The 26,538-nt window shown below is 71.3% G+C and carries 26 protein-coding genes; 16 read left to right on the forward strand and 10 right to left on the reverse strand.

The window, feature by feature from the left end; translation table 11 throughout:
• Window positions 1-32 precede the first annotated feature (32 nt).
• Window positions 33-1,616, forward strand: a complete 1,584-nt coding sequence (locus GA0074692_RS20760; protein ID WP_091646849.1) for an acyl-CoA carboxylase subunit beta — start codon at window positions 33-35, stop codon at window positions 1,614-1,616.
• Window positions 1,617-1,863: 247 nt separating this feature from the next.
• On the opposite strand, the gene GA0074692_RS20765 is transcribed toward GA0074692_RS20760, so the two are convergent.
• From GA0074692_RS20765 to GA0074692_RS20780, 4 genes are all read right to left on the reverse strand, one after another.
• Window positions 1,864-2,922, reverse strand: coding sequence for a hypothetical protein (locus GA0074692_RS20765; RefSeq protein ID WP_091646850.1), 1,059 nt, complete (start codon window positions 2,920-2,922; stop codon window positions 1,864-1,866).
• Window positions 2,915-3,415 (reverse strand): SigE family RNA polymerase sigma factor, encoded by a 501-nt coding sequence (locus GA0074692_RS20770; protein WP_091646851.1) that lies wholly within the window; start codon window positions 3,413-3,415, stop codon window positions 2,915-2,917. The genes GA0074692_RS20765 and GA0074692_RS20770 overlap by 8 nt, the downstream gene beginning before the upstream one ends.
• Window positions 3,416-3,861: 446 nt before the next feature.
• Window positions 3,862-4,479: a class I SAM-dependent methyltransferase gene (locus GA0074692_RS20775; RefSeq protein ID WP_091646852.1), complete on the reverse strand. Its 618-nt coding sequence runs from the start codon at window positions 4,477-4,479 to the stop codon at window positions 3,862-3,864.
• Window positions 4,480-4,509: 30 nt separating this feature from the next.
• The gene (locus GA0074692_RS20780) at window positions 4,510-5,253 is read right to left on the reverse strand and encodes a M50 family metallopeptidase (RefSeq protein ID WP_091646853.1); all 744 of its coding nucleotides are present in this window, start codon (window positions 5,251-5,253) and stop codon (window positions 4,510-4,512) included.
• Between the two features lie 85 nt (window positions 5,254-5,338).
• Between GA0074692_RS20780 and GA0074692_RS20785 the strand changes: the two genes are divergently transcribed.
• Window positions 5,339-5,917 carry a Uma2 family endonuclease gene (locus tag GA0074692_RS20785; protein ID WP_245730394.1) on the forward strand — a complete coding sequence of 193 codons (579 nt, stop codon included), beginning with the start codon at window positions 5,339-5,341 and terminating at the stop codon, window positions 5,915-5,917.
• A 126-nt stretch (window positions 5,918-6,043) separates the two neighbouring features.
• Window positions 6,044-6,799 (forward strand): GH25 family lysozyme, encoded by a 756-nt coding sequence (locus tag GA0074692_RS20790; protein ID WP_091646855.1) that lies wholly within the window; start codon window positions 6,044-6,046, stop codon window positions 6,797-6,799.
• A gap of 163 nt (window positions 6,800-6,962) precedes the next feature.
• Here GA0074692_RS20790 and GA0074692_RS20795 read toward each other — a convergent pair whose 3' ends face one another.
• Entirely contained in the window at window positions 6,963-7,181 is a 219-nt protein-coding gene (locus tag GA0074692_RS20795) for a winged helix-turn-helix domain-containing protein (protein ID WP_425413347.1), read from the reverse strand.
• 237 nt (window positions 7,182-7,418) lie between these two features.
• On the opposite strand from GA0074692_RS20795, the gene GA0074692_RS20800 reads away from it, so the two are divergent.
• Window positions 7,419-7,619, forward strand: a complete 201-nt coding sequence (locus GA0074692_RS20800) for a hypothetical protein (protein WP_091646857.1) — start codon at window positions 7,419-7,421, stop codon at window positions 7,617-7,619.
• Between the two features lie 137 nt (window positions 7,620-7,756).
• On the opposite strand, the gene GA0074692_RS20805 is transcribed toward GA0074692_RS20800, so the two are convergent.
• Together GA0074692_RS20805 and GA0074692_RS20810 are read right to left on the reverse strand one after the other, a co-directional pair.
• On the reverse strand, window positions 7,757-7,996 hold the full coding sequence (locus GA0074692_RS20805; RefSeq protein WP_091646858.1) for a hypothetical protein: 240 nt from the start codon (window positions 7,994-7,996) through the stop codon (window positions 7,757-7,759).
• 103 nt (window positions 7,997-8,099) lie between these two features.
• Window positions 8,100-10,040: a serine/threonine-protein kinase gene (locus GA0074692_RS20810; protein WP_091646859.1), complete on the reverse strand. Its 1,941-nt coding sequence runs from the start codon at window positions 10,038-10,040 to the stop codon at window positions 8,100-8,102.
• Window positions 10,041-10,132: 92 nt separating this feature from the next.
• On the opposite strand from GA0074692_RS20810, the gene GA0074692_RS20815 reads away from it, so the two are divergent.
• The 6 genes from GA0074692_RS20815 (at window position 10,133) to GA0074692_RS20840 (ending at window position 14,952) form a co-directional block, all read left to right on the forward strand.
• A complete protein-coding gene (locus GA0074692_RS20815; protein ID WP_091646860.1) occupies window positions 10,133-10,345 on the forward strand; it encodes an acyl-CoA carboxylase subunit epsilon in 213 nt (70 codons plus the stop codon).
• A gap of 120 nt (window positions 10,346-10,465) precedes the next feature.
• On the forward strand, window positions 10,466-10,948 hold the full coding sequence (locus GA0074692_RS20820; RefSeq protein WP_091646861.1) for a hypothetical protein: 483 nt from the start codon (window positions 10,466-10,468) through the stop codon (window positions 10,946-10,948).
• A complete protein-coding gene (locus GA0074692_RS20825; protein WP_245730395.1) occupies window positions 10,945-12,315 on the forward strand; it encodes a TolC family protein in 1,371 nt (456 codons plus the stop codon). The genes GA0074692_RS20820 and GA0074692_RS20825 overlap by 4 nt, the downstream gene beginning before the upstream one ends.
• A complete protein-coding gene (mycP, locus tag GA0074692_RS20830; RefSeq protein WP_091646862.1) occupies window positions 12,312-13,448 on the forward strand; it encodes a type VII secretion-associated serine protease mycosin in 1,137 nt (378 codons plus the stop codon). The genes GA0074692_RS20825 and mycP overlap by 4 nt, the downstream gene beginning before the upstream one ends.
• A 144-nt stretch (window positions 13,449-13,592) precedes the next feature.
• Entirely contained in the window at window positions 13,593-14,246 is a 654-nt protein-coding gene (locus tag GA0074692_RS20835) for a Maf family protein (RefSeq protein ID WP_245730396.1), read from the forward strand.
• A gap of 52 nt (window positions 14,247-14,298) precedes the next feature.
• Window positions 14,299-14,952, forward strand: a complete 654-nt coding sequence (locus GA0074692_RS20840) for an O-methyltransferase (RefSeq protein WP_091646863.1) — start codon at window positions 14,299-14,301, stop codon at window positions 14,950-14,952.
• A 97-nt stretch (window positions 14,953-15,049) separates the two neighbouring features.
• Here the strand turns inward: GA0074692_RS20840 and GA0074692_RS20845 are convergent, their stop codons facing one another.
• Both GA0074692_RS20845 and GA0074692_RS20850 read right to left on the reverse strand, forming a co-directional pair.
• Window positions 15,050-15,805: an ABC transporter permease gene (locus GA0074692_RS20845; protein ID WP_091646864.1), complete on the reverse strand. Its 756-nt coding sequence runs from the start codon at window positions 15,803-15,805 to the stop codon at window positions 15,050-15,052.
• A gap of 18 nt (window positions 15,806-15,823) precedes the next feature.
• The gene (locus tag GA0074692_RS20850; protein WP_091646865.1) at window positions 15,824-16,783 is read right to left on the reverse strand and encodes an ATP-binding cassette domain-containing protein; all 960 of its coding nucleotides are present in this window, start codon (window positions 16,781-16,783) and stop codon (window positions 15,824-15,826) included.
• A gap of 192 nt (window positions 16,784-16,975) precedes the next feature.
• On the opposite strand from GA0074692_RS20850, the gene GA0074692_RS20855 reads away from it, so the two are divergent.
• The gene (locus tag GA0074692_RS20855; RefSeq protein ID WP_091646866.1) at window positions 16,976-18,727 is read left to right on the forward strand and encodes an acetyl/propionyl/methylcrotonyl-CoA carboxylase subunit alpha; all 1,752 of its coding nucleotides are present in this window, start codon (window positions 16,976-16,978) and stop codon (window positions 18,725-18,727) included.
• Between the two features lie 150 nt (window positions 18,728-18,877).
• Here the strand turns inward: GA0074692_RS20855 and GA0074692_RS20860 are convergent, their stop codons facing one another.
• A complete protein-coding gene (locus tag GA0074692_RS20860; protein ID WP_091646867.1) occupies window positions 18,878-19,768 on the reverse strand; it encodes a LysR family transcriptional regulator ArgP in 891 nt (296 codons plus the stop codon).
• 78 nt (window positions 19,769-19,846) lie between these two features.
• Between GA0074692_RS20860 and GA0074692_RS20865 the strand changes: the two genes are divergently transcribed.
• From GA0074692_RS20865 to GA0074692_RS20885, 5 genes are all read left to right on the forward strand, one after another.
• Entirely contained in the window at window positions 19,847-20,443 is a 597-nt protein-coding gene (locus tag GA0074692_RS20865) for a LysE/ArgO family amino acid transporter (RefSeq protein WP_091653842.1), read from the forward strand.
• 46 nt (window positions 20,444-20,489) lie between these two features.
• The gene (locus tag GA0074692_RS20870; RefSeq protein ID WP_091646868.1) at window positions 20,490-21,929 is read left to right on the forward strand and encodes a GuaB1 family IMP dehydrogenase-related protein; all 1,440 of its coding nucleotides are present in this window, start codon (window positions 20,490-20,492) and stop codon (window positions 21,927-21,929) included.
• 101 nt (window positions 21,930-22,030) lie between these two features.
• Window positions 22,031-22,651 carry a MarR family winged helix-turn-helix transcriptional regulator gene (locus GA0074692_RS20875; RefSeq protein WP_091646869.1) on the forward strand — a complete coding sequence of 207 codons (621 nt, stop codon included), beginning with the start codon at window positions 22,031-22,033 and terminating at the stop codon, window positions 22,649-22,651.
• A complete protein-coding gene (locus tag GA0074692_RS20880; protein WP_091646870.1) occupies window positions 22,645-24,375 on the forward strand; it encodes an ABC transporter ATP-binding protein in 1,731 nt (576 codons plus the stop codon). The genes GA0074692_RS20875 and GA0074692_RS20880 overlap by 7 nt, the downstream gene beginning before the upstream one ends.
• Window positions 24,372-26,465, forward strand: a complete 2,094-nt coding sequence (locus GA0074692_RS20885; RefSeq protein ID WP_425413348.1) for an ABC transporter ATP-binding protein — start codon at window positions 24,372-24,374, stop codon at window positions 26,463-26,465. Before GA0074692_RS20880 ends, GA0074692_RS20885 begins: the two co-directional genes overlap by 4 nt.
• Window positions 26,466-26,538: the final 73 nt, after the last annotated feature.

Genomic DNA, 26,538 nt, shown 5'->3' on the forward strand with positions numbered 1-26,538 from the left:
CCGTACGCCTGAACCATCGTTATATTCCGTGGGTGACCATCGAGACCGGGATCAACGTCCACACCACCGCCGGCAAACTGGCGGACCTGGAGCGACGGGTCGACGAGGCGGTGCACGCGGGTTCGGCGCGCGCCGTGGAGAGGCAGCACGCGCGGGGCAAGAAGACCGCCCGGGAGCGGATCGAGCTGCTGCTCGACGAGGGCTCCTTCGTCGAGCTGGACGAGTTGGCCCGGCACCGCTCGACCAACTTCGGCCTCGACCGCACCCGCCCGTACGGCGACGGCGTAGTCACCGGGTACGGCACCGTCGACGGCCGGCAGGTCTGCGTCTTCGCGCAGGACTTCACGGTCTTCGGTGGCTCCCTCGGCGAGGTCTTCGGTCAGAAGATCGTCAAGGTGATGGAGCTGGCCATGAAGATCGGCTGCCCGATCATCGGCATGAACGACTCCGGTGGCGCGCGGATCCAGGAGGGCGTGGTCAGCCTCGGCCTGTACGCCGACATCTTCTTCCGCAACGTCCGCGCGTCCGGGGTGATCCCGCAGATCTCGCTGGTGATGGGGCCGTGCGCGGGTGGCGCGGTGTACTCGCCGGCACTCACCGACTTCACCGTCATGGTTGACCAGACCTCGCACATGTTCATCACCGGCCCCGACGTGATCAAGACGGTGACCGGCGAGGACGTGGCGATGGAGGAGCTGGGCGGGGCGCGTACCCACAACACCCGCAGCGGCAACGCCCACTACCTCGCCAGCGACGAGGACGACGCAGTCGACTACGTCAAGGCGTTGCTGTCGTACCTGCCGGCGAACAACATGGACGAGCCGCCGGCCTTCCCCGTCGACGCGGACCTGACCGTCACCGAGGAGGACCGGGAACTCGACACGCTGATCCCCGACTCGGCGAACCAGCCGTACGACATCCACCGGGTGATCGAGCACGTCCTCGACGACGGGGAGTTCCTCGAGGTCCAGCCTCTCTACGCGCAGAACATCGTGGTCGGCTTCGGCCGGGTCGAGGGACGTCCGGTCGGCGTGGTCGCCAACCAGCCGATGCACTTCGCCGGCACCCTGGACATCGCCGCGTCCGAGAAGGCGGCCCGGTTCGTCCGCACCTGCGACGCGTTCAATATCCCGGTGCTGACCTTCGTGGACGTGCCCGGCTTCCTGCCCGGCACCGGCCAGGAGTGGGACGGCATCATCCGCCGGGGCGCGAAGCTGCTCTACGCGTACGCCGAGGCGACCGTCCCGAAGCTCACCGTGATCACCCGCAAGGCGTACGGCGGGGCGTACGACGTGATGGGCTCCAAGCACCTCGGCGCGGACCTGAACTTCGCCTGGCCGACCGCGCAGATCGCGGTGATGGGCGCGCAGGGCGCGGTGAACATCCTCTACCGCGCCGAACTGGCCGCCGCCGAGGACCCGGCCGCCCTTCGGGCCGAGAAGATCACCGAGTACGAGGACACCCTGGCCAACCCGTACATCGCCGCCGAGCGGGGCTACGTGGACTCGGTGATCCCGCCGCACGAGACGCGGGTCCAGATCGTCCGGGGACTGCGGATGCTGCGCACCAAGCGGGAAACCCTCCCGCCGAAGAAGCACGGCAACATCCCGCTCTAACGACGGCTCCGCCCGCTCGCTGACCGGCCGGCCGGCTGAACGCTGGCTGGCTAGCTGACTGCCTGGCTGCTGCCTGCCTGAGGTGGTAGCAGGGGACCCCTGTTACCGCTTTATGAGTAGCAGGGGACCCCTGCTACCAACCCAACCCTCCCCTGCAACCACCCCAGCCCCACAACCAGCCCACCCCAGCCCACGCCATCCCACAACCACCCCAGCTCACGCCGAGCCGCCCCGAGCCGTCCAGCGGTCAGCAGGAGGGGTTCGCGGCGGTGCACATCCGGGTGGCGGCGATCCGGGCGAGCCGGCGCAGCTCCTCGTCCGACATGGACCGGCCCGGCACGATCACGGTCACCAGGTCAGCCACCCGGACGATCGCCAGGCTCGTCGACCAGGGCGCCTCACCGAGCGACTCTCCGGTGGTCCGGTCACGGGGTTCGGACACCGAGTGGCGCAGCAGTGCCGCCTCGTCGCCGACGAAGTCGCGGTCCACCAGCGTCCAACTCTGCACCGCCTCCGCGGTGATCGTCCGCCCCTGCCATTCGACCGGACCGGTCGAGCGCCATGCGGCGCACGGGGCGACGAGCTGTTCCAGGCTCTGGAAGAAGCGGCCGGCCACCTCGGAGGTGACCCGGTAGAGATCCTGGCCGACCAACAGGTCGCTGGGCGGATGCTCGTAGCCGTCCGGGCGGTCCCGCAGCAGTGTCTGGGAACGGGACCAGAGGGACACCTCCCAGTCGGTTTCCATTCCCTGTGCCGCCCGACAGGCGCCGAGGCGGTCGTCGAGGCGGATCGACTCGCCGAGATCCGACACGGTCAGCGGCGGGTCGGTTGTCTCCCACAGGTCGGCCGGTTGCAGCAGCGCCTCCGGCGGGATCTCGCCGCGCGGTGCCGGATCCACCACCGGTACGGCCACCGGAGGCGGCACCGCTCCGCTTATCGGCCGGAACACGGCGGCAACTCCCCCCACCACCAGCACCAGGGCGACCGCCGTCCCGGCCAACTGCCGCCGGGTACGCCGACGGGCGCGGGCCCGGATCTCCGCCGGCTCCGGCCAGCGTACGGTCGCCAGGTTGACGGCGATCCGGTCGGCCAGGGTGGGTCCGTGCTCGGCCCGGTCGTCGTCGCCACCGGGCTCGAACCCCTGGACCCAGTCGCCGCCCAGGGCCGGGTCCTCGTGTCCCCGGAACCAGCCGCCCCCCAGGGCCGGGTCCTCGTGCCGGAACCAGCCGCCGACCAGGGCTGAGTCCTCATGCCCGACCCAGTCGCCGCCCTGGGCTGGGTCCTCGTGTCGCTCGTGCTCACGCATCGGCGACCTCCTCCATGTCCGTGACGGCGAGCAGTCCGGCGAGCGCGGTACGCCCCCGGGAGAGCCGGGCCTTGACCGTGCCGACCGGGGCGTTGGTCTCCCGGGCGACCTCGGTGACCGGCATGCCGAGCAGGTAGTACAGGGCGAGCGCGACGCGCTGCTCCTCCGGCAGCCGGCGCAACGCGGCCACCACCTCGACGGTGTCGGTGGTCGGGGCGGGAACGGTCTCGACGGCCCCGTGCCGCAGGTACGCGCGGGCGCGACTGCGCAGGCTGCGCCAGCGGCTCACCGCGATCCGGCTGGCCACCACCCGTACCCACGCCTCCGGCTCGTCGTACCGGCCCACGGTCGACCAGCGCTGCCACGCGCGCACGTACGCCTCCTGGACCGCGTCCTGGGCCTCGGCGAGGTCGCCGGTGAGCGCGTAGACGAACCCGAGCAGCCGTTGTCGGCTGCCCCGGTAGAACTCGTCGAACCCGTCGACGTCCGGCACCTGCTACCTCCCCGTGGGCCACTCCCAGGTGACACGCACCGGAGCCCCCGCCCGGTTGCCGCAGGCGGTGGCGGGTGACCTGAACGTCCGCCGCAGGTCCGTCCAGGACCCGGAGCCGGGTACGCCGTGACGCCCGAACCCGACGGGCACCTACTTCACCCGGAGTTACCGTCCGGCTGTGGCCTACCTACTTCTTTTCCGCCCTTTGCTTTGCACCCACCCATGCACCACACACCCTGAGTCATCGAGGACGCTGTCCCACGCGAACCGCGCTCTCCAAATAATCGCTGTTCATTCGGGTGGCGCTTCCGTGGGTGCAGAGCAAAGGACCAACGAAAGACATAGTCGCCCCCCGCCTTCCATCCCAAAGCCTTCACACAGCGTCATCGAGCCAAGCCGGCACGCTGCGTTACCGGTCGCGGCTGCACGCCGGCCGGGTGCCCCCGTCACCGCACGTTCTGGCGAACGACGAGATGGGCCTGCCAGCGCTGCCCGACCGGCGAGACGTCCCGCTCCAGCCGTAGCGGAGTGAATCCCGCCCCGGCGAGCAGGGCGGCTGCCTCCTCCGAGCCGTAGTGGGCGAAGAAGCGGGCGGGGTCGTCCGGGCCGGGCCGATGTTCCCAGCCCTCCCCGGCGCCCTCCTGAAGCGACACCAGCAGCGGGCCACCCGGCCGGAGCACCCGACGCATCTCGGCGAGCGCGGCCGGCGCAAGCGCCTTCGACAGATGCAGCAGCGACGCCGAGCACCACACTCCGCTGAACGCGCCGCCCACGAAGGGCAGGCGCAGCATGTCGCCCTGCACGAGCGGGGCGCTGCCGACACCCCGAGCGTGGTCGAGCATCGACCGGGACAGGTCGAGCCCGACGGTCGGCACGCCCTGCCCGGTCCAGTAGGCGAGGTCCCGGCCGACGCCGCAGCCGAGGTCGAGCACCGCGCCGGCGAGCCGCCGCCGGAACTCGTCGGCGAGTGCGAGGTACGCCGGCGGCATGCTGGCGTTGCGGACGGCGAAGTCGGCGGCCATCCGGTCGTAGGCTGCCTGGATCCGCCTGGTCGGTTCGTCCATGCTGGCCAACCTATTGGCGGTGGCGGCTGATCAGAGGTGCAGGCCCGCGTCGGTGAGGAGGGGGCCGGCGAGCAGGGCCGCGCCGACCACCAGGGTGACCATGTTGACCAGCGCGAAGAACGTCACCCAGAAGAACGCCGGGAACCCGGTCAGCCCGGCGAGCTGGTCGGCGTCGGACGCGGGCATCCGGCCCCGGCTGCGTACCCGTTGCAGCTCCACCACCGGGCGCACCCCGCCGAGCAGCAGGAACCACACCCCGGTGTACGCGAACGCCGCCTGCACCTGCGGCGAGGTGTACCAGGACACGGCGAGCACCAGCCCGCCGGTGACCACCAGGGACACCACGCCGAACGCGTTGCGCACCATGACCAGCATGGCCAGCAGCAACGCCACCGCCACCCAGAGCAGCAGGGTGATCCGGTTACCGCCGAGCAGCCACGCCCCGGCAAGCCCGATCAGCGGCGGGGCGACGTACCCGGCGAGCAGGGTGAGGATCATCCCGGGGCCGGTGGGTCGCCCGGCCGAGAGGGTGAGCCCGGAGGTGTCCGAGTGCAGTCGGATGCCGTGCAGCCGGCGACCGGTCAGCAGCGCGGCCAGCGCGTGCCCGCCTTCGTGGGCGATGGTGATCACGTTACGGGCGATCCGCCACGGCAGCCGGGTCGACACCACGACCAGCGCCACGGCGGCGGTGGCGAGAACGAGCAACGGAGGCGGGTCGGGCTGCGCGCCGAGGAGGCGGTCCCACAGGCTGCCCAGGCCGTCGATCGGCGTCATGGGCGGCCAGCCTACCGCCTCGGCGCACCTCCGCCACCCCCGCTGCTTCCCGGTCCGGGCCGGTTGACCGTGGGAACGTGGCCTGATGACGACGCGAATCGGAGGGGACGCGATGACCGCAACGCCCCTTGAGCCGCACGTCGGGCCGTGGACCGAGGCGGAGTACCTCGCCATGGCCGAGACGCCCGGCCGAATCGAACTGCTCGACGGAAGCCTGATCGTCAGCCCTGCCCCGAGTAAGCGACACCAGATGGTGTCCCGGCGCTTGGCGAACACCCTTGAGGCTGCCACGGAGCAGCACGGACTCGTGGTGTTCGAGGCGGTCAACGTCCGGCTGGGCGCAGATCGGATCGCCATCCCCGACCTGGTCGTCGCCGACACCGACGACGAGGGTTCGGTGGTGGAGGCGGCCGAGGTCACCCTCGTCGGGGAGGTCGTCTCGCCCGGCAACGCCGCCGCCGACCGGGTGCTCAAGATGCAGCTCTACTCGATCGCCCGTATCCCCTGGTATCTCCTGGTCGAGCCGGACGGCGACAGCCACACGTTGCGGCTGTTCCGCCTCGACGGCACGCACTACGTCGAGCACGCGGTGGCCAAGGCCGGCGAGCGGCTGACCCTCGTGACACCCTTCCCGCTCTCGCTCGACCCGGTGTCCCTGCGCTGACCTCGGCCCCTCGAAGCGATTGACACACACCAATCATCCTGCGGCAATTCTTTTAACAGGTGTTGCGATCTCGGGCGCTTCTCTCCAATGATGCGTCAATAACGGACACGTCGGGAGGGAAGCCTCATGTCGCGTACCCGCCTCACCCTGCGCCGGCTGCTCGCCACCGGTATGGCCGCACTCGCCACAGCCGCCGTCGGCCTGGTCGCGACTGCGGCCCCGGCCTCCGCCGCCACCGTCGCCGGCATCGACGTCTCGCACTGGCAGGGCTCGATCAACTGGACCAGCGTCCGCAACTCCGGCATCGAGTTCGCCTACATCAAGGCCACCGAGGGTACGAGCTACAAGGATCCGCAGTTCAACGCCAACTACACCAACTCCTACTACGCGGGCGTGATCCGTGGGGCGTACCACTTCGCCCGGCCGAACATCTCCTCCGGCGCGATCCAGGCCAACTACCTCGCCAGCAACGGTGGCGCATGGTCAGCGGACAGTCGCACCCTCCCGGCCGCCCTGGACGTCGAGGGCAACCCGTACGCCGGCGGGTACTGCTACGGCCTGAGCACCACCGGGATGCGCAACTGGATCCAGGACTTCCTGAACACCTACCGCTCGCGCACCGGCCGCTACGCGGTCATCTACACCACCACGAGCTGGTGGAACCAGTGCACCGGCAGCTGGACCGGCCCCTGGGCCAACCACCCGCTCTGGGTCGCCCGCTGGGCGAGCAGCCCGGGCACTCTGCCGGCCGGCGCGCCGGTCTGGAGCTTCTGGCAGTACACCGACTCGGGCAGCGTCTCCGGCATCAGTGGTGCGGTCGACCGCAACTACTGGAACGGCGACCGCTCCCGCCTGATCGCCCTGGCGAACAACACCCCCTGAGCCGCACCGCGTCCGGCCGGGCGGCGCCGCACCTCGCGGCCCGTCCGGCCGCGCCACGTCCTGATCGGATACGCCTCCGCGATCGTCCGGCAGGGATCGTGGTGGCGACTGGCCCCCAGGAGGGCCGAAAGCCACCACGATCCCCCATTGGCACGACTCAGCCCTACGGCTTCTCCGCCACGAACACCCCGACGCCCGGCACGCCCTTTACCAATCCGGTCGCCTTGAGCCAGCTAACGGCACCGCGCACAACGGTGATCGACACACCATGTTGCGCCCGCAGCTCGGCAGCACTCGGAATCTGGTCACCAGGCCGCAGTTCGCCGGATTCGATCTTCGCCTTGATGTCATCGATGATCTTCTGGGTTTTCGAGATAGTCATCTGGCACCCCCTGGTCCGCACCGTCATTCGATCACGGACGGGTAAGCGCCTACAACCCATAGATGCACAAAGAGGCATCAAGAGTTGCTTGGTGCCCCTAGATGCCCTAGGTTGAAGTTGCCGATTTCCCCTGGTCCGCAGCCGGTGGAGTTGGCCTTCCCCCGCGCGGCGGCTCGCGTCTCCCCCGTTGTCGGCGAGCCGCCGCGCACCCCCGTCCGCCCACCCGTAGGTGTCACCGTGGAACGGGACCGCGCGATGCTGATCGCCGACCGGCACCAACCCCCGCCGCTCTGGCGGCTGCTACGTATCCGCCACTGCCCCACCTGCCACTGTCGCTGGCCCTGCCCCCGTTACCTGGACGCTCGCGCGGTCCTGCTCGGCAACGACCGGATCGACGTCGCCGCCCTGATCCGCCGCAACAGCCGCTGGCCGTCGTGAACCGGACCGGCACCAACACCACCCACTGGACACGGGTAGCGGCAGCGGGATCGGCTGTCACCCGGAAGGGTCGACAACTGGTCCGGCTGCCGCCAGCGTGTTGATTCAGACTCCCTGGTTGATTCAGACTCCCTGCGTCAGGCTTCCCGTCGCCGGGTGACCGAGACGCCGTCCGCTGCGGGCACCCTGCCCTGCGCGGACGCGCTCCGGCGCAGCACCAGTCGACCGCCCACCACGGCGGCGACGATGGTCACGACGCTGACCAGGGCGATCAGCGCCGAGATGCCGACACTGGCGAGGAGCAGGACGGCGTCGCCGAGGGCGACGAGCATCCACAGTGCCACCGAGGACTTCGTGGTCTTCTGTCGGTAACCCATCGGGCGTACCTCCCTTCCGTCGTCACGGATGAGATACCCCGATCGACGGGAGGTCATGCGAACGGATGTCGCACCGACGCGAATCCCAAGCTCAGCGCGTTGTTCAGTCCTGCCTGTCGGGCTTGAATCCCTTGGCGATCAGGTCGAACTCGTCGAGCTTCTGGTCCCACTCGCTGGCGGCGACCTCCCACCGGATTGCGTAGCCCCGGTTACTGGCCGTCACGAAGCCCCGGTTACGGACGTGGATCCGGGTGTTGTCCCGGGTCTCCAGCCACTCCCAGTCCGCGCAGGTCTTCCAGTACCCCTCGCACTCCTCGATGCTGAGAAACTGGTAGTTCCGCACGATCCCCTTGCGGTCCGGCTCGATCTCCCGCCAGGCCTCTGCCGCGTCCGAGCCCGGTCGGTCGGTGCGGTCGATGACCACCTCACCGACACCGTTCGGCTCCTGGAACTTCACCCAGGTTGCGTCGCTGCTCCGCCGCCAACCTTCCGGCAGGGGCATGGCGAAGCCGGTCTGGTCCCTGTGCATCTTCCAGCCGGCCGGCAGCGTGATCCCACCGGAGGCGCTCGGGCTCGGCGTGGGGCTGGCCGGAGCCGTGCTCGGCGAGGCCGGGGCCGACGCGCTGGTCGGCGCGGACGACTCGGGGGCGGTCGTACCCCCGGTCTGCGGGCCCGGGCCGGTGTTGTCGGGGTCGTCCCTGAGCAGCGGCACAATGAGCACCGCCGCGAGCAGCAGCACCGCCACCAGCGCACCGACAATCAGGTTACGACGGCGGTTGTCCGGCTTCGTCCCGGTGGACGGCGGCACGGCGGCCCGCCCGGACATCGGCGCGGACGGGCTCACCGGGGCCGACATCACCGCGGTCGGATTCTGCACCGGTGGCGCCACCCGGGTCGGCGGCTTCTCGTCCGTACCCCGGTCGGCCGGCACCACGGCGGTGGGCGCGGCATCCGAGGTGGACCCGGCGTCCCCCGGACCGGGCACCTTCGCCGTCGCGTCGTCTCCGGCACCGGTCGCGCCGGACGTGGTGGCCTTCACCGTGGCGTCGCTGTCGGCGGCGGCGCCCAGCGCGGCGGCACCGGCGGCGGCCGCGGCCGGGGACACCGGACGCTGGTCGGACTCACCGGTGAAGCGCGGTCCGGGCACCACCGGCGGACGCGGCTCGCGGGGACCGTTCGGCCCCGGCCGGCGTACCCCGTCGAGCAGTGGAATGCCCCGGCTGCGCTTGCCGCCGGCACGGCGCAGCATCCGCTCGGCCACCTCGGCGTCGATCCGCTCGGCCGGGTCCTTGCGGAGCAGTCCGTTGAGGACCGGCTTCAGTGGACCGGCGTTCTTCGGCGGTGGCATCGGCTCGGTGGCCAGCGCCGCCAGGGTGGCGATCGCCGACGGCCGGGCGTACGGGGACTTGCCCTCCACGGCGGCGTAGAGCGTCGCGCCCAGCGACCACAGGTCGGCCTCCGGGCCGGCCGTGCCGTCCCGCGCCCGCTCCGGGGCGATGTACGCGGGCGAGCCGAGCACCATGCCCGTCCGGGTGACGTTCGGGTCACCGGGGATGGTGGCCAGCCCGAAGTCGGTCAGCACCACCCGACCGTCGTGGCCGAGCAGCACGTTGCCGGGCTTCACGTCCCGGTGCATCACGCCGGCCTTGTGCGCCGCATTGAGCGCACCGAGCACCCCGAGACCGATCTCGATGCAGCGGGCCACCGACACCGGACCGTCCTCGGCGAGGGTGTCCTGAAGCGACTTCGACGCGACGTACTCCATGACGATCCACGGGTCGCCGTCGGTACGCAGCACGTCGAAGATACGGACGACGTTGATGTGGTTCAGCCGGGCGATGGCCCGCGCCTCCCGCAGCGACCGCTCGCGCATCTCCCGACGCTCCTCGTCGGTGAGGCTGGGCGGCGGGACCAATTCCTTGATCGCCACGTCGCGGTGCAGCACCTCGTCGCGCGCCTTCCAGACCCGACCCATGCCGCCCTGACCGAGCGGCGAGAGAAGCCGGTATCGGTTGGCGACGAGTTGGGGAAGCGCGTTCGACATTGCCGAGACGGTACCCGGAGCGGCTGATCGTCACACCGCCGGCACGCCACTATGCGGGATAGGTCAACTTGGCGGGGCGTACCCTTGACAGCATGTCTGCCGACGAGCCGCTGTTCCGGGTGGTCCGGGGAGTCCCGACCACCGAGGAGTTGGCCGCACTGGTGGGCGCGATCCTCGTCCGGTCCCGCCCCGCCACCGTACCCTCCCCCGCCGGCTCGTCCACCTGGGGACGCAGCGGTCGGCCGGGAAGCGCGTTCCCCACCGCCGGCCCCGACGCCTGGCGCACCTCCGGCCTGCCGCGCTGACGAAGCGTATCGACGAATTGACATAAAGTGGCCAGTTCCACCGCGTGTGGGGCTGCTCGCCGTCGCACCCACCGATTAGCCTCACTCAGGGGCACCGGGCTGTGACAAGCGGGAGGGCCGATGATCTCTGAGGAAGACCTCGGACCAAGGTGGCTGCGCGACTACGGCGACATCGAGGCCGACATCCGCCAGATGCGCGAGTTCGCCACCCGACTGGAAGCCGAGGTACGCCGGAACTACGCGCCCCACCTCGCGTACATCGCGGACGACATGTCGGTGAAGCTGCCCGACCCGTGTGACGCCTTCATCGAGCTGGTCCACTTCCTCACCGCGCACCAGCAGGTCCAGCAGGACTCGACGAACCGGGTCTACGACGTCGCCAGCCACACCGGCGGCCTCGCCCACGCCGCCGGCACGATCAGCCAACGGTACGAGGGCAGCGATGCGTTCGCCCGCGCGCGGGTCCAGGACGTCGAGCGGGCGCTGCGCGACGTGCAGGCACCGGTACGCACCGACCAGCCGCTGCCCCCACGCGTCGTGCCCGATCCAACCGTCGTGCCCGATCCAGCCGGCGCGCCCACCACGCCGGAGGTACTGCCGTGATCGAACAGGGCGGTGGCCCGACGTCCGGCCTGACCAACTGGCTCAACATGGACGTCGCCACGATGTGGGCCACCATTCAGGACCACCAGACGGACAACCACTGGCGGCAGGTCGCCGGCTGGCGCAAGACCAGCGAGCTGGCGTTGACCCACCTGAGCCGGCTCAAGGAGTACCGGCGCGGGCTCGCCCAGGCCTGGCCGCCGGAGAAGAGCGCCGCCTCGCGGGCGTACCTCGCCGAGCTGGACCAGCTCATCGACACCGTGCAGCAGACGTACGACGCGGCCGTCGCCAACTACACCGCCCTCTCCGCCGCCACCAGCGCGATCAGCAGTACGCGCACCGAGCTGAAGAAGCTCCACGACCAGTACGCCGAGAAGGTCCGGCTCAAGCAGGCGTACGAGGAGACGCTCGGCCAGGCTCCGCTGCACCGGGTCGGACGCCCCGCCCCCGCCCGCCCACCGGTCACCGACGCCGAACTGGAGCAACTGAACGGCCGCGCCCGTTCCCTGATGTACGGCCTCAGCGGCGAACTCCAACAAGCCCAAGCCGCCCTAAAACCACCCCCGCCCCGCCCGGCGTCCATACCAGGAAAAGACCCGGGAACTCCTGATGCTTACGCGGGTGGTTCGCCCCCTGTTATTCCGCCGATCGTGCCCACGCCGCTTGTCACAACGGGTCCTGGCGGCTCGACAAACAAGCCCTCGAGGGTGGCCCGGCCCGTGCCGACGCCAACTACTCCTGGTCTGGGTCCGATCCTCGGCGGGGCTGTCCCCGGTGCGCCGCCTCAGGTGAATCCGACGATGCCCGCCATCACGCCTCCGGCGACGCCACCGCACCCGGGCATCAGTCCCGGAGTGGTGGCACCCATTCCACCCGTCTCCGGCCCCTCACCACGCGGTCCGCTCAACACACCGGGCGGAAGTGGTGCCGCTACTCCGATCGGCAAGCCGCACGTGGGCGGGACTCCGACCGCTCCTAAACCGATGCCGCCAGGTGGCCTCATCGGTGGACCGCCGGGAATGGGACTCGGTCAGCCTGCTCCGGGGGCACCTCCACCAAGAAGGGTGAACCCGATCGGTGGAGTGATCGGCGGTGGCGGCGCAGGTACCGCCCCCACGGGCGGCGCAGGGTCCCGGCCAGGTGCTGGGCGCGGGCCATCCATCAGCGGCATGCATGGCATGGGTCCCTTTGGCGGATCGCCTGGCCTTGCCAGCCAGTTGGGCCGACGCGAGCAAGACGAAGGCGACCCACGCCGTTGGGATCCCGACAACCCGTGGGAGACCGCTCAAGGTGTGGACCCGATCGTCCGGCCACCGGACGAGGAAGGTCCAATCGATCCAGGTCCGGCGATCGGCCTTAACCGGTGAGATCACGCGCCGCGCTCGCGACGCTCGCCGTGGCCGCAACCATCATTCTTCCAGCCACCCCTGCGCACGCCGATCGGATCCGCGACGACCAGTGGCACCTGCGGTTTCTCAAGGTGGCCGAGGCACACCGGATCACCCAGGGCGAGGGGGTTGTCGTGGCCGTGCCAGACACCGGCGTCGATCCGCACCCGGACCTACGTAACAACCTGCTACCGGGCACGGACATCATCGCCGGCGGCTCCGGCGACGGCCGTCAAGATCCGAATAGCCACGGAAGCGGCATGGCCGGCTTGATCGCAGCACACGGGCAGGAAGGCAACAGCGGCGCACTGGGCATAGCACCGAAAGCGAAGATTCTGCCCATCATGGCCTCGTCAAGAGAAAACATAGGCAGCGCTGACAGCCTCGCCGCAGCCATCAAGTTCGCCACGAGCAAGGGCGTAGGTGTAATCAGCATCTCGTCTGGTGGTGGCTCGAACACAGATCTCCACACAGCCGTCGAGGCTGCGCTGGCGGCGGACATTGTTGTGGTTGCTGCTGCCGGTAACCACCCCCAGGACTTTGTGGTGGGGTATCCGGCGCGGCATCCGGGGGTGATCGCGGTGGGCGGGGTCGACCGGAAGGGGAACCACGCCACCGTCTCGGTTACCGGGCGCGAGATCGCCGTGGTCGCGCCGGCCACCGACATCTACAGCACCAGCATGAACGGCAAGTACCGCAAGGGCACCGGCACATCCAACTCCACGGCGATCGTGGCTGGGGCGGTGGCGTTGATTCGGGCGAAGTATCCGGACCTGTCGGCGGCGGAGGTGACCCATCGGCTCACCGCGACCGCCGTCGACAAGGGCGCGCCAGGGCGGGACGACGAGTACGGGTACGGCGTCATCGACCTGGTGGCGGCGCTGACGGCAGACGTACCGCCGCTGGCTGGGCAACCGGCGACGGCGAGTGCGTCGGCCGAGGTCACGCCGACCACGACGGCGGCCGGGCCGGAGGCTGAAGGCGACGACGACACGATGCGGTGGCTGCTTGCGGCGGGCGGCCTGGCCGTGCTCGGCGGTGGCGCGGCGTGGGCGTTGGCCGCGCGGCGGCGTCGCCGGGCCGGCACGGCGCCCACACCGACGGGCGGCTGACCAGGTCGACTCCTGGCCGGGCACGAACGCCCGCCCAGCGGGCCGCACCGGGCGCGACAAGTGGGCCGCACGACAGTGTTCGACGTGCGGCTTTTCGGCGAGCCGGTGATCTGGGGTTCGACGTCACTCGGTACCCTCCCGGGCGTGCCGAACCAGACAATCCGCCTTGTGCTCGCCTCGGCGAGTCCCGCTCGCCGCAAGCTCCTCCAGGCCGCCGGTATCGAACCGGAGGTGCTGGTCAGTGGGGTCGACGAGTCCCAGGTGAAGACCGACCAGCCGGACGAGCTGTGCCTGACGCTGGCCCGGCTCAAGGCCGTGGCGGTGGCCGAGCGGCTACGTCCGACCGTGGGCGAGCGGCCGTTGGTGCTGGGGTGTGACTCGGTGCTGGCCTTCGACGGCGAGATCCTCGGCAAGCCGGATGACGCGGCGGACGCCACCCGCCGGTTGGAGCGGATGCGCGGCCGGAGCGGCGTGCTGTACACCGGCCACTGCCTGGTGGACCTGGCGATGGAGAGCCGGGTGGAGGCGGTGGCCGCCACGACCGTGCACTTCGCCGAGATCAGCGACGAGGAGATCGCCGCGTACGTGGCGACGGGTGAGCCGCTGGCGGTGGCCGGGTCGTTCACCATCGACGGTCTGGGCGGGGCGTTCGTGGAGCGGATCGAGGGCGACCCGGGGACGGTCGTGGGCCTGTCCATGCCGTTGCTGCGCGACCTGCTGATCGAGCTGGAGCTGAGCATCACCGACCTCTGGGCGCAGCCCGCGCCGGGCGGCCAGACGGTGGAATCACCGGTCTGACCGGCAGCGGGTCGGCGCGGCCGGGGTCCGGCGGTCGGTTAGCGTCCGGGACATGAGCCTGAAGTCCCTGCCCCTGACCGACGAGTTGCACGCGTATCTGGTGGCGCACGGTGCCGCGCCGGACGAGGTCGTCCGGGAACTGATGGAGGAGACCCGGGCCGTGTTGCCCGCCGAGGCGGAGATGCAGGTCGCCCCGGAGCAGGCGGCCCTGCTGACCTTCCTGACCCGGCTGGTGGGGGCGCGGCAGGCGGTGGAGGTGGGCACCTTCACCGGCCTCTCCGCGCTGTCCATCGCCCGGGGGCTGGTTGACGGCGGCCAGTTGACCTGCTTCGACATCTCTGAGGAGTACACGTCGGTGGCCCGGCGCTACTGGGCGCGCGCGGGTGTGGACGACCGGGTCGAGTTGCGGATCGGCCCGGCCGCCGACGGGCTGCACGCGCTGCCGCACGAGCGTTACCTGGACTTCGCGTTCATCGACGCGGACAAGGTGGGTTACCCGGTGTACTGGTCGGAGTTGGTTCCCCGGATGCGTCCGGGCGGTCTGATCGCGGTGGACAACGTGCTGCGCGGTGGCCGGGTGCTTGCTCCGCAGGATGCCGGCGACCGGGCGATCGCCGCGTTCAACGACGAGGTGCTGGCGGACGTCCGGGTGGACGTGGTGATGCTGCCGATCGCCGACGGCCTCACCCTGGCCCGGGTGCGCTGAACTCCGGCTGGGTGCCGACTTCCGTGGGTGTTTGCAGGGGTCCCCTGCTCGGCAGAAAACGGCTGTAGGGGACCCCTGCTACCACCAAACCCACCCGTCAGCGGACGCTGCGGGCGAAGGCGCGGGCGGCCCAGGTGACGGCGAGCAGGGTCAGCACGCTGATGATGCCCAGGCCCTGCCAGACGCGGTCGTTGTCGAGGTCACCGGCGAAGAGGGCCCGGGTGCCCTCGACCGCCCAGGAGAACGGGTTCCACTTGGCGATGCCCTGCAACCAGCCGGGGGCGAAGGTCAGCGGCAGCAGGATGCCGGAGAGCAGCAGCACCGGCTGGGCGACCGTGTTCATCAGCGGGGCCAGCGCCTCCTCGCTGCGCACCTTCAGCGCGACGCCGTAGGAGACGGCCGAGGTCATCAGCGCGATCAGGGCGAGCATCAGGTACGCCAGCAGCAGGTCGCCGATGATCACGCTGAGCCCGAAGACCAGGGCCAGCAGGGTGATGATGACCGCCTGCACCAGCAGCGAGACCACGTCCCGCAGGGAACGGCCGAGCAGCAGGGCGAGGCGGCTGACCGGGGTGACCCGGGAGCGTTCGATGACCCCGGCGCGGAGTTCGGCGAGGAGGCCGAAGCCCTGGAACAGGCCGCCGAAGATGGCGAGCAGCACGAGCAGGCCGGGTACGAAGATCTTGTACGCCTCGGCCTGGGTGGGCGCGTTCAGGGCCGGTTTGAGCAGCGGGGCGAAGAGCAGCAGGTACATCACCGGCTGGAAGACGCCGACGAAGACCCAGACCGGGTTGCGGAGCAGCAGTTGGAACTGGCGTTGGAAGATCAGCCAGGTGTCGCGGGCGAGTTTCATGTGCGGTCTCCTAAATGATCAGGACTCGCGCAGCGAGCGGCCGGTCTTGGTGAGGAAGACGTCGTCGAGGCTGGGGCGGTGCAGTTCGATGGAGCGCAGGTCGAGCCCGGCACCGTCGATCCGGCGGAGGATCTGCGGGATGGTGGTCGCGCCCTCGCCGACCCAGAGCCGCAGGCCGCCCTCGTCGAGGCTCTCCAGCCGGTTGACGTAGACCTCGCCGTCGAAGAGCCGGTACGCGGTCGGCGTGTTGGCCCGGTCGAGTCCGACGACCACCACGTCCCCGGAGATCTCCCGCTTCAGGTCGGCCGGGGTGCCCTCGGCGACGATCTCGCCGTGGTCCATGATCGCGATCCGGTCGCAGAGGGCGTCGGCCTCGTCGAGGTAGTGGGTGGTGATGAAGACCGTCATCCCGTCGCCGCGTAGCCGCCGGATCTCGTCCCACATGTGGGCGCGACTCTGCGGGTCGAGGCCGGTGGTCGGCTCGTCCAGGAAGACGATCTTCGGTTCGTGGATGATGCCGAGGGCGATCTCGACGCGCCGCCGCTGGCCGCCGGAGTAGGTCTTGCACTTGCGGTCGGCGTACTCGGAAAGCTGGAAGGCGGCCAGTGCACGGTCGGTGCGGCGCTGTGCCTCGGCCTTGCCGAGGCCGTACATCCGGGCCTGGAGGACGAGTTCCTCACGGGCGGTCGACTCGTCCCAACTGCTGCCGCCCTGCGGGACGTACCCGATGCGACGCCGCACCCCGGCGGGGTCGGCGCGCAGGTCCGCGCCGGCGATGGTGGCCTCGCCGCCGTCGGGTTCGATGAGGGTGGCGAGCATCCGCAGGGTGGTGGTCTTGCCGGCCCCGTTGGGACCGAGGAAACCGAAGATCTCGCCTTCGGCGACGTCGAGGTCGACGCCCCGGACCGCGTCGACCGTCCCGGCCTTGCGGCCTGCCCGGGAGCGGTACGACTTGCGCAGCCCTCTGGTCCTGATCATGCCTGCTCCCACCCGTTCGTCGGTTGCGTGGTCCCGAAACCGGTTCGGTCCAGTTCAGCAGACCACCTCCGCCCGAGTGACCGGGATCCGGGGCGGGCGGGACAGTGCGCCGTACCACACTTAGCGAACGTTAGGGTCTCTCCCGCTGGCCGATACACTCCCGGGCAGTAGCCTCCCGGGAGGAGCCACAAGGTGCGCAAGGTTCTCATCGCCAACCGGGGCGAGATCGCCGTCCGCGTCATCCGGGCCTGCCGCGACGCCGGCCTGGGCAGCGTCGCCGTCTACGCCGACTCCGACCGGGACGCCCTGCACGCCACCCTCGCCGACGAGGCGTACGCCTTGGGTGGCGACAGCGCCGCCGAGACGTACCTGCGGATCGACAAGCTGATCGACGTGGCCGCGCGGGCCGGCGCGGACGCGGTCCACCCCGGGTACGGCTTCCTCTCGGAGAACGCCGACTTCGCCCAGGCGGTCATCGACGCCGGCCTGACCTGGATCGGCCCCACCCCGCAGGCGATCCGGGACCTCGGGGACAAGGTGACCGCCCGGCACATCGCCCAGCGGGCCGGCGCGCCCCTGGTGCCGGGCACTCCCGACCCGGTGGGCAGCCCGGACGAGGTGATGGCGTTCGCGGTCGACCACGGCCTGCCGGTGGCGATCAAGGCCGCCTTCGGCGGTGGCGGACGCGGCCTGAAGGTGGCCCGCACGATGGAGGAGATCCCGCAGCTCTTCGAGTCGGCCACTCGGGAGGCGGTGGCCGCGTTCGGCCGCGGCGAGTGCTTCGTCGAGCGGTACCTGGACCAGCCGCGCCACGTCGAGGCGCAGGTCCTCGCCGACCAGCACGGCAACGTGATCGTCGTCGGCACCCGGGACTGCTCCCTCCAGCGGCGGCACCAGAAGCTGGTCGAGGAGGCGCCCGCGCCGTTCCTCACCGACGCGCAGCGCGCCCAGATCCACGACTCGGCCAAGGCGATCTGCCGGGAGGCCGGCTACCACGGCGCGGGCACGGTGGAGTACCTGGTCGGCGCGGACGGCACCATCTCCTTCCTGGAGGTCAACACCCGCCTCCAGGTGGAGCACCCGGTGACCGAGGAGACCGCCGGCATCGACCTGGTCCGCGAGCAGTTCCGGATCGCCGACGGGGAGAAGCTCCGGTTCACCGGTGACCCGACGCCACGCGGGCACGCCATCGAGTTCCGGATCAACGGCGAGGACCCGGGCCGCAGCTTCCTGCCCGCCCCGGGCACGGTCACCGCGCTGCGGCTGCCGAGCGGCCCCGGCGTGCGGGTGGACACCGGCATCTCGGCCGGCGACGTGATCGGCGGCAACTTCGACTCGCTGCTGGCCAAGGTGATCATCACCGGCGAGACGCGTACCGAGGCGCTGGAGCGGGCGAGGCGCGCACTGGACGAGATGGTCGTCGAGGGGATGGCCACCGCGCTGCCGTTCCACCGTCTCGTCGTCCGGGACCCCGCGTTCACCGCCGAGCCGTTCACCGTGCACACCCGGTGGATCGAGACCGAGTTCGACAACACCGTGCCGCCGTTCACCGCCGCCGCCGGCCCCGCCGAGGGTCCGGCCGAACGCGAGACCGTCGTGGTCGAGGTGGGCGGCAAGCGGCTGGAGGTCACCCTCCCCGCCGGCCTCGGCACCGGTACGACCACCGCGTCCCCGGCCGGGAAGAAGCCGGCCCGACGGGGTACCGGGACGAAGCCCGGCGCGACGGTCGGCGGCGACACGCTCACCTCCCCCATGCAGGGCACCATCGTCAAGATTGCCGTCGCCGACGGGGACACCGTCGCCGAGGGCGACCTGGTGGTGGTGCTCGAGGCGATGAAGATGGAGCAGCCGCTGCACGCGCACAAGGCCGGTACGGTCAGCGGCCTCTCCGCCGACGTCGGCGCGGTGATCACCGCCGGCGCCGCCATCTGCACGATCGCCTGAGCGCCCGCAACCCTGTCCCGCCCAGCCCTGCGACGTCGCAGCCTCGTGTGAGGTGGTAGCAGGGGACCCTTCCTCATCAAAAAGCGTGAGCAGGGGACCCCTGCTACCACCAAACCCCGGCGGCGGGCGTGGGGCGGGAGTGGGTGACGGTCAGCGGAGGGATTCGGCGGCCACCGCGTGTACGGCGGTGGTGAGCGCGCCCAGCACGGACGCCTCCAGTCGCCAGTGCTGCCAGTACAGCGGCACGTCCAGGTGCCGGCCGGGGGCGAGGTTCACGCAGCGGCCGGCGGCCAGGTCGTCCCGGGCGAGTTGTTCGGGCACCAGGCCCCAGCCGAGCCCGAGCCGGATCGCCGCCCCGAAGGCGGGCACCGACGGCACGTAGTGCACCGGCGGATCGAGCGGCTGCCCGGTGACGGCCTCGACGAAGCGGTGCTGGATCCGGTCCTTGCGGTCGAAGACGACCACCGGCGCCTCCGTCAGGGCTGCCGGGGTGGGGCCGTCGGCGAAGTAGCGGGCGGCGAATCCGGGGGCGGCCAGGGCGAGATAGCGCATCGCGCCGAGCGGTTGGGACCGGCAGCCCTGCACCGGTTCGCGTTCGGCGGTCACCGCCGCCGTCACCGTGCCGTCGCGGAGCAACTGCGCGGTGTGTTCCTGGTCGTCCTGGCGAAGATCGAACGAGCAGACCAGGTCGGAGGGGAGTCGGGCCAGGGCGGTCGGGAACCAGGTGGCGAGCGAGTCGGCGTTGACCACCACGGCGACCCGGACCCGGTCGCGTCCACCGACCAGTGGGGCGCGCGCCTCGGCCAGCGCTTCCTGTTCGAGGAGGGCGACCTGCCCGGCGAGGCGCAGCAGCGGCTGTCCCGCCGGGGTGGCCCGGCACGGCTTGGCCCGTCGGACCAGGACCTGCCCGACGGTCTCCTCCAGCGCCTTGATCCGCTGGCTCACCGCCGACGGGGTGACGTGCAGGAGGGCGGCGGCGGCCTCGAAACTGCCCTCCTCGACCACGGCGGCGAACGTACGGAGTTGTGTCGAGTCGAGCATCAGGCAATCTTAACGATGTCCAGAAAGGTTAACTGGACTTAAGAGTGGCTGGCTCCTAGCCTCGCTCCCGTGTCCGTCATGCTCACCTCGACCGTCGCCGGGTTCTCGGTCGCCATCGCGCTGATCGTCGCCATCGGCGCGCAGAACGCGTTCGTCCTCCGTCAGGGGTTGCGCCGGGAGCACGTCGTACCGGTGGTGGTCACCTGTGCCGCGTCCGACGCGCTGCTGATCGTCGCCGGGATCGCCGGCCTGGGTACGGCGGTGGCCGGTCGGCCGGTGCTGCTGGCCGCGATCCGCTGGGGCGGGGCGGCGTTCCTGCTCTGCTACGCAGTCCTGGCCGCTCGCCGGGCGGTGCGTCCGGGCCGGCTCGTGCCCACCGAGCAGCCGCCCGCCACGCTCCGGGCGACCGTGCTGGCCTGCCTGGCCTTCACCTACCTGAACCCGCACGTCTACCTGGACACGGTGCTGCTGCTGGGTGGGATCGCCCAGCAGCACGAGCACCGGTGGCTGTTCGGGGTCGGCGCGGCGTGCGCCAGCGTCGTCTGGTTCACCGCGCTCGGCGTGGGGGCGCACCGGCTCGCGCCGCTGCTCGCGCGGCCCGCCGCGTGGCGGGTGCTGGACGGCGTGATCGCCGTGGTGATGGCCGCGGTGGCGGTGGCCCTGCTGCTGGGCTGAGCCGCCACCGGCGGCGGGACGGGCGGGAAGCAGGAATGATGTCCGGGTGCGGTTCCTTCATGGCGCGGCTCCCGCGCACGACCTGACCTACAACGACGTCTTCATGGCGCCGGTCCGTTCCGACCTGGGCTCCCGGCTCGACGTCGACCTGGCGACCGCCGACGGCACCGGCACCACCATCCCGCTGGTGGTGTCGAACATGACGGCGGTGGCGGGCCGGCGGATGGCCGAGACGGTGGCCCGGCGGGGTGCCATCGCGGTGATCCCGCAGGACATCCCGATCGAGGTGGTGGCGAACGTCGTCGCCTGGGTCAAGGGGCGGCACCTGGTGCACGACACCGCGATCACGCTCGGCCCCACCGACACCGTCGGCGACGCGATCCACCTGCTGCCCAAGCGCGCGCACGGCGCGGTGGTCGTGGTCGACGACGACAGCCGGCCGATCGGCGTGGTGACCGAGGCGGACACCGTCGGCGTGGACCGGTTCGCCCAGCTCCGGCACGTGATGTCGACCGAGCTGCACACCGTGCCGGCGGACGCGGACCCGCGTACCGGGTTCGACCGGCTCTCGGCGGGCCGCCGCCGGCTCGCTCCGGTGGTGGACGGCGACGGCCGCCTGGTCGGGGTGCTGACCCGGCAGGGCGCGCTGCGTGCCACCCTCTACCGCCCGGCCGTCGACGACCGGGGGCGGCTGCGGATCGCCGCCGCGATCGGCATCAACGGCGACGTCCGGGGCAAGGCGGCGGCGCTGTTGGAGGCGGGGGTGGACACCCTGGTGGTGGACACCGCCCACGGCCACCAGGAACGGATGCTCGCCGCGCTGCGGGCGGTGCGCGGGCTGGATCCGGCGGTGCCGGTGGCGGCCGGCAACGTGGTCACCGCCGAGGGGGTACGCGACCTGGTCGAGGCCGGCGCGGACATCGTCAAGGTCGGCGTGGGGCCGGGCGCGATGTGCACCACCCGGATGATGACCGGGGTAGGACGCCCGCAGTTCTCTGCCGTGCTGGACTGCGCGGCGGCGGCCCGGGAGCTGGGACGGCACGTGTGGGCCGACGGCGGGGTGCGGCATCCCCGGGACGTGGCGCTGGCACTGGCCGCCGGGGCGTCCAACGTGATGGTCGGCTCCTGGTTCGCCGGCACCTACGAGTCCCCGGGGGATCTCTACGTGGAGGCCGACGGCCGGCGGTACAAGGAGAGCTTCGGGATGGCCTCGGCGCGGGCGGTCAGCGCGCGGACCGCCGAGGACAGCCCGTTCGACCGGGCTCGCAAGGCGGTCTTCGAGGAGGGTATCTCCTCGGCTCGGATGTACCTGGACCCGAGCCGGCCGGGCGTGGAGGACCTGATCGACGAGATCATCGCCGGGGTACGCAGCGCGTTCACCTACGCGGGCGCGCGCAATCTGGCGGAGTTCCACGAGCGGGCGGTGGTCGGGGTGCAGAGCACGGCCGGCTACACCGAGGGGATGCCGCTGCCGACGAGTTGGTGAGCAGGCGGCCGGGTGGCCGGTTCCGACCGGGGGCGGGCGGTCGTCGTCGCTGTGGCGACAATTCGTTTGGGTCCTGACTATCAGGGGGCTAATGTGTCCCCATGGATCTGCACGACCTCCGGGACGCGTCCCTGGGCCGCCTGCTCGTGGTGGCCGGGCACCTGGCGGCCCAGCGGTGGAACCGTCTGCTCACCGAGGAGTACGGCCTCACCCAGGCCGGCCTGGCCACCCTGATGACCCTCGACCAGCACGGCGCGATGACCCACCGCGCGGTCGCCGAACGATGCTTCGTCCGGCCGGCCACCCTGACCGGCATCATCGACACCCTGGAACGGGACGGACTCGTCAGCCGGCAGCGGGACGAGACCGACCGCCGGGCGGTACGCCTCGCCATCACCCCCGCCGGCCGGGAGAAGATCGCGGGGCCCGCCGGCCTGGTCGCCGCCAACCCACCGCTGACCTCGGTCGACGCCGACCCGGCGCGGGCCGCCGTGATCCGGGAGTTCCTGCTCGAGGTGATCGGCAGCGGCGAGCCGCCGTCCTGCGGGAACGACGGCCCCGACGGCAGGCCGGCCGCCCGCCGGGAGGCCGGACCGGAGAACGGCCGACGGCCCGAGAGCGACGCACCGCCAGGAGACGACACACAGCCGGAGAGCGGCGCACAGCCGGAGAGCGGCGCACAGCCGGGCTGCGACGTACGGCTGGGGGGCGCGTCGTGCTGATCCGGCTCCTGCGGCGACACCTGCGGCCGTACACCCGACCGCTGCTGGCGGTGGTGGTGCTCCAACTCGTCGGCACGATGGCCATGCTCTACCTGCCGCGTCTCAACGCCGACATCATCGACCGGGGCATCGCCCGGGGCGACACCGGTCTCATCGTCCGGCTCGGCGGGTGGATGCTGCTGGTCAGCGCGGTCCAGGTGGTCTGCGCGATCGTGGCCGTCCGGTACAGCGCGCTGGCCGCCACGGGCTTCGGCCGGGACGTACGGGCCGCCGTCTTCGGGCACGTCACCCGCTTCTCCGCCCGCGAGGTGGCCCGGTTCGGCGCGCCGTCCCTGATCACCCGGAACACCAACGACGTGCAGCAGGTGCAGATGCTCGTGCTGGTGGCCGGCACGGTGCTGGTGGCCGCGCCGGTCATGAGCGTCGGCGGGCTGGTGATGGCACTGCGCGAGGATGTCGGGCTCTCCTGGCTGGTAGTGGTCAGCATCCCGGCGGTGACCCTGGCGATCAGCCTGATCACCCGGCGACTGGTCCCGCTCTTCCGGCGTCAGCAGACCCGGATCGACGCGGTCAACCGGGTGCTGCGCGAGCAGATCAGCGGCATCCGGGTGGTCCGGGCCTTCGTCCGCGAACCGTACGAAACGGAGCGTTTCGCCACCGCGAACGCCGACCTGACCGGCACCGCGCTGCGCGCCGGCCAACTGCTCGCGACGATCTATCCGTTGGTCCTGCTGGTGCTCAACGTCTCCAGCGTCGCGGTGCTCTGGTTCGGGGCGCTGCGGGTCGAGAACGGCCAGATCCAGGTCGGCGCGCTCACCGCGTTCGTCGCCTACCTCACCCAGATGCTGATGGCGGTGATGATGGCGACGTTGACCCTGATGATGGTCCCCCGCGCGGCGGCCTGCGCCGAACGGATCACCGAGGTCCTCGACACCGAGCCGTCGGTCGTCCCAACCCGGGAGCCGGTGCACCCCACCGGGCCGACCGGCGTGGAGCTGCGCGACGTGCGGTTCCAGTACCCGGGCGCGGCGGCCCCGGTGCTGCGCGACGTCTCCTTCCAGGTCACCGCCGGCACCACCACCGCGATCGTGGGCAGCACCGGCGCGGGCAAGACCACTCTGGTGTCGCTGATCCCCCGGCTGGTCGACGTGACCGGGGGCGCGTTGCTGGTCGACGGGGTCGACGTCCGGGACCTCGACCCGGAGACACTGTGGAGCCGGATCGGGTTGGTGCCGCAGCGGCCGTACCTGTTCACCGGCACGGTGGCGAGCAACCTGCGGTACGGCAACCCGGACGCCACCGACGAGGAGCTGTGGGCCGCGCTGGAGATCGCCCAGGCGCGGGAGTTCGTGGCGGCGATGCCGGGCGGGCTGACCGCCGAGATCGCGCAGGGCGGTACGAACGTCTCCGGCGGCCAGCGACAACGGCTCGCCATCGCCCGTGCGCTGGTCCGTCGCCCCGGGATCTACCTCTTCGACGACTCGTTCTCCGCCCTCGACCTGGGCACGGACGCCCGGCTGCGCGCCGCGCTGCGGCCGGTCACCCGGGACGCCGCCGTGCTGATCGTGGCGCAGCGGGTCTCCACGGTCGTCGACGCCGACCAGATCGTCGTACTGGAGGACGGGGCGGTGGTCGGGATCGGCCGGCACGCCGACCTGCTCGACACCTGCCCGACGTACGCGGAGATCGTCGCCTCCCAGCAGACCGCGGGGGTGGCGGCGTGAGCGCACCAGCCGTACCCGGGGGAAAGCGGAAGGAAAAGATGGGCGGGAACGAGCGGACGCCTCGGCGGTTGCCGCCGGGTGGCCGGCGCGGCGGGCCGATGACCGGCGTGGGCGCACCGGCGGAAAAACCGCTGGACTTCGGGCCGTCGGCGCGCCGGCTGCTCGGCCTGCTCCGGCCGCACCGGGGCCGGCTCGTCGCGGTGGTCGCCCTCGCCGTGGGCGGCGTGGGGCTCAGCGCGGTCGGGCCGCTGATCCTCGGGTACGCCACGGACCTGATCTTCGGTGGGGTGCTCAGCCGGCAGTTCCCGGCCGGGCTGACCACCGAGGAGGCCGTCGCGCGGGCCCGGGCGGCCGGCGACGACACCCTCGCCGACCTGATCGCCCGGATGGACGTGGTGCCCGGCGCGGGCATCGACCTCGACCGGCTCGGGCAGGTGCTGCTGCTGGCTCTCGGCCTGTTCCTGCTGGCCAGCCTGCTGACCTGGGTACAGGGGCACGTACTCACCGGCGTGGTGCAGCGGACCGTGCAGCGGCTACGCGCCGACGTGGCGGCGAAGCTGCACCGGTTGCCGCTGCCCTACTTCGACCGGCAGCCCCGGGGCGAGTTGCTCAGTCGGGTCACCAACGACATCGACAACGTCGCGCAGAGTCTGCAACAGACGCTGAGCCAACTGCTCACCTCGGCGCTGACCGTGCTCGGGGCGGTGGTGATGATGCTCGTGGTGTCGCCGCTGCTGACCGCGCTCACCCTGCTGGCGATACCGGCGTCGGTGCTGGTCACCCGGCAGGTGGCGAAGCGTTCGCAGCGCCAGTTCGTCGCCCAGTGGACCTACACCGGGCAGCTCAACGCCCTGGTCGAGGAGGCGTACACCGGGCACGAACTGGTCAAGGTCTTCGGCCGGCAGCGCGAGGCCGAGGCGGCGTTCGCGGCGAAGAACGAGGAGCTGTACCGGGCCGGCTTCGGCGCGCAGTTCGTCTCCGGGATCATCATGCCGGCGTTGATGTTCGTCGGGAACCTCGGCTACGTGCTGGTCGCGGTGGTCGGTGGCCTGCGGGTGGCGGCGGGGGCGATGAGCCTGGGCGAGGTACAGGCGTTCATCCACTACTCCCGGCAGTTCACCCATCCGCTGACCCAGTTCGCCTCGATGATCAACCTGCTCCAGTCCGGGGTGGCCTCGGCCGAGCGCGTCTTCGCCGTCCTCGACGCCCCGGAGCAGACCCCGGACCCGGTGGCTCAGGAGCCAGCCCCGGTGGTCACCCAGCGGACCGGTCGTCCGGCCGGGCGGGTCGCGACCGGCCGGGTCGAGTTCGAGAAGGTCTCCTTCCGGTACGACCCGGACCGGCCGCTGATCGAGGACCTGTCACTGGTCGCCGAGCCCGGCCACACGGTGGCGATCGTCGGGCCGACCGGCGCGGGCAAGACCACCCTGGTCAACCTGGTCCTGCGCTTCTACGAGCTGGACGCCGGTCGGATCACCCTGGACGGGGTGGACATCACCGAGTTGCGCCGCGACGACCTGCGCGGCCGGATCGGCATGGTGCTCCAGGACACCTGGCTGTTCGGCGGGACCATCCGGGAGAACATCGCCTACGGTCGGCCGGACGCCACCGAGGAGGAGATCCTCGCGGCGGCCCGGGCGACCTTCGTGGACCGGTTCGTCCGGAGCCTGCCCGACGGGTACGACACGGCCATCGACTCCGAGGGTGGCAACGTCAGTGCCGGCGAGAAGCAGCTCATCACCATCGCGCGGGCCTTCCTCGCCGAGCCGTCGCTGCTCATCCTGGACGAGGCGACCAGCTCGGTGGACACCCGTACCGAGGTGCTGGTGCAGCAGGCGATGGCAGCACTCCGGTCGGACCGGACGAGCTTCGTCATCGCCCACCGGCTCTCCACCATCCGGGACGCCGATCTGATCCTGATGATGGAGCAGGGCCGGATCGTCGAACAGGGCACCCACGAGGACCTCCTCGCCGTCGAAGGCGCCTACCACCGCCTGTACCACGCCCAGTTCTCCGCGCCGGTCCAGGACGACCCGTCGGCAGTCCAGGACGACCCGTCGGCGGTGCAGGACGCGGCGCCGGCGCGCTGACAATCACGAGTGGTGCTGCCAGCCGCCGACGGCTGGCAGCACCGGACGGTCACCTGCGGGCGCCGCCGACGAG

The organism is Micromonospora pallida, assembly GCF_900090325.1.
Taxonomy (GTDB): Bacteria; Actinomycetota; Actinomycetes; order Mycobacteriales; family Micromonosporaceae; genus Micromonospora; species Micromonospora pallida.

Bases quoted from the DNA above. Each gene is read 5' to 3' on its own strand.
- GA0074692_RS20765 (WP_091646850.1), bottom strand. From the start codon at position 2,922: ATGCGTGAGCACGAGCGACACGAGGACCCAGCCCAGGGCGGCGACTGG.
- GA0074692_RS20775 (WP_091646852.1), bottom strand. From the start codon at position 4,479: ATGGACGAACCGACCAGGCGGATCCAGGCAGCCTACGACCGGATGGCC.
- GA0074692_RS20780 (WP_091646853.1), bottom strand. From the start codon at position 5,253: ATGACGCCGATCGACGGCCTGGGCAGCCTGTGGGACCGCCTCCTCGGC.
- GA0074692_RS20785 (WP_245730394.1), top strand. From the start codon at position 5,339: ATGACGACGCGAATCGGAGGGGACGCGATGACCGCAACGCCCCTTGAG.
- GA0074692_RS20790 (WP_091646855.1), top strand. From the start codon at position 6,044: ATGTCGCGTACCCGCCTCACCCTGCGCCGGCTGCTCGCCACCGGTATG.
- GA0074692_RS20795 (WP_425413347.1), bottom strand. From the start codon at position 7,181: ATGACTATCTCGAAAACCCAGAAGATCATCGATGACATCAAGGCGAAG.
- GA0074692_RS20805 (WP_091646858.1), bottom strand. From the start codon at position 7,996: ATGGGTTACCGACAGAAGACCACGAAGTCCTCGGTGGCACTGTGGATG.
- GA0074692_RS20810 (WP_091646859.1), bottom strand. From the start codon at position 10,040: ATGTCGAACGCGCTTCCCCAACTCGTCGCCAACCGATACCGGCTTCTC.
- GA0074692_RS20815 (WP_091646860.1), top strand. From the start codon at position 10,133: ATGTCTGCCGACGAGCCGCTGTTCCGGGTGGTCCGGGGAGTCCCGACC.
- GA0074692_RS20820 (WP_091646861.1), top strand. From the start codon at position 10,466: ATGATCTCTGAGGAAGACCTCGGACCAAGGTGGCTGCGCGACTACGGC.
- GA0074692_RS20840 (WP_091646863.1), top strand. From the start codon at position 14,299: ATGAGCCTGAAGTCCCTGCCCCTGACCGACGAGTTGCACGCGTATCTG.
- GA0074692_RS20845 (WP_091646864.1), bottom strand. From the start codon at position 15,805: ATGAAACTCGCCCGCGACACCTGGCTGATCTTCCAACGCCAGTTCCAA.
- GA0074692_RS20850 (WP_091646865.1), bottom strand. From the start codon at position 16,783: ATGATCAGGACCAGAGGGCTGCGCAAGTCGTACCGCTCCCGGGCAGGC.
- GA0074692_RS20860 (WP_091646867.1), bottom strand. From the start codon at position 19,768: ATGCTCGACTCGACACAACTCCGTACGTTCGCCGCCGTGGTCGAGGAG.
- GA0074692_RS20865 (WP_091653842.1), top strand. From the start codon at position 19,847: ATGCTCACCTCGACCGTCGCCGGGTTCTCGGTCGCCATCGCGCTGATC.
- GA0074692_RS20875 (WP_091646869.1), top strand. From the start codon at position 22,031: ATGGATCTGCACGACCTCCGGGACGCGTCCCTGGGCCGCCTGCTCGTG.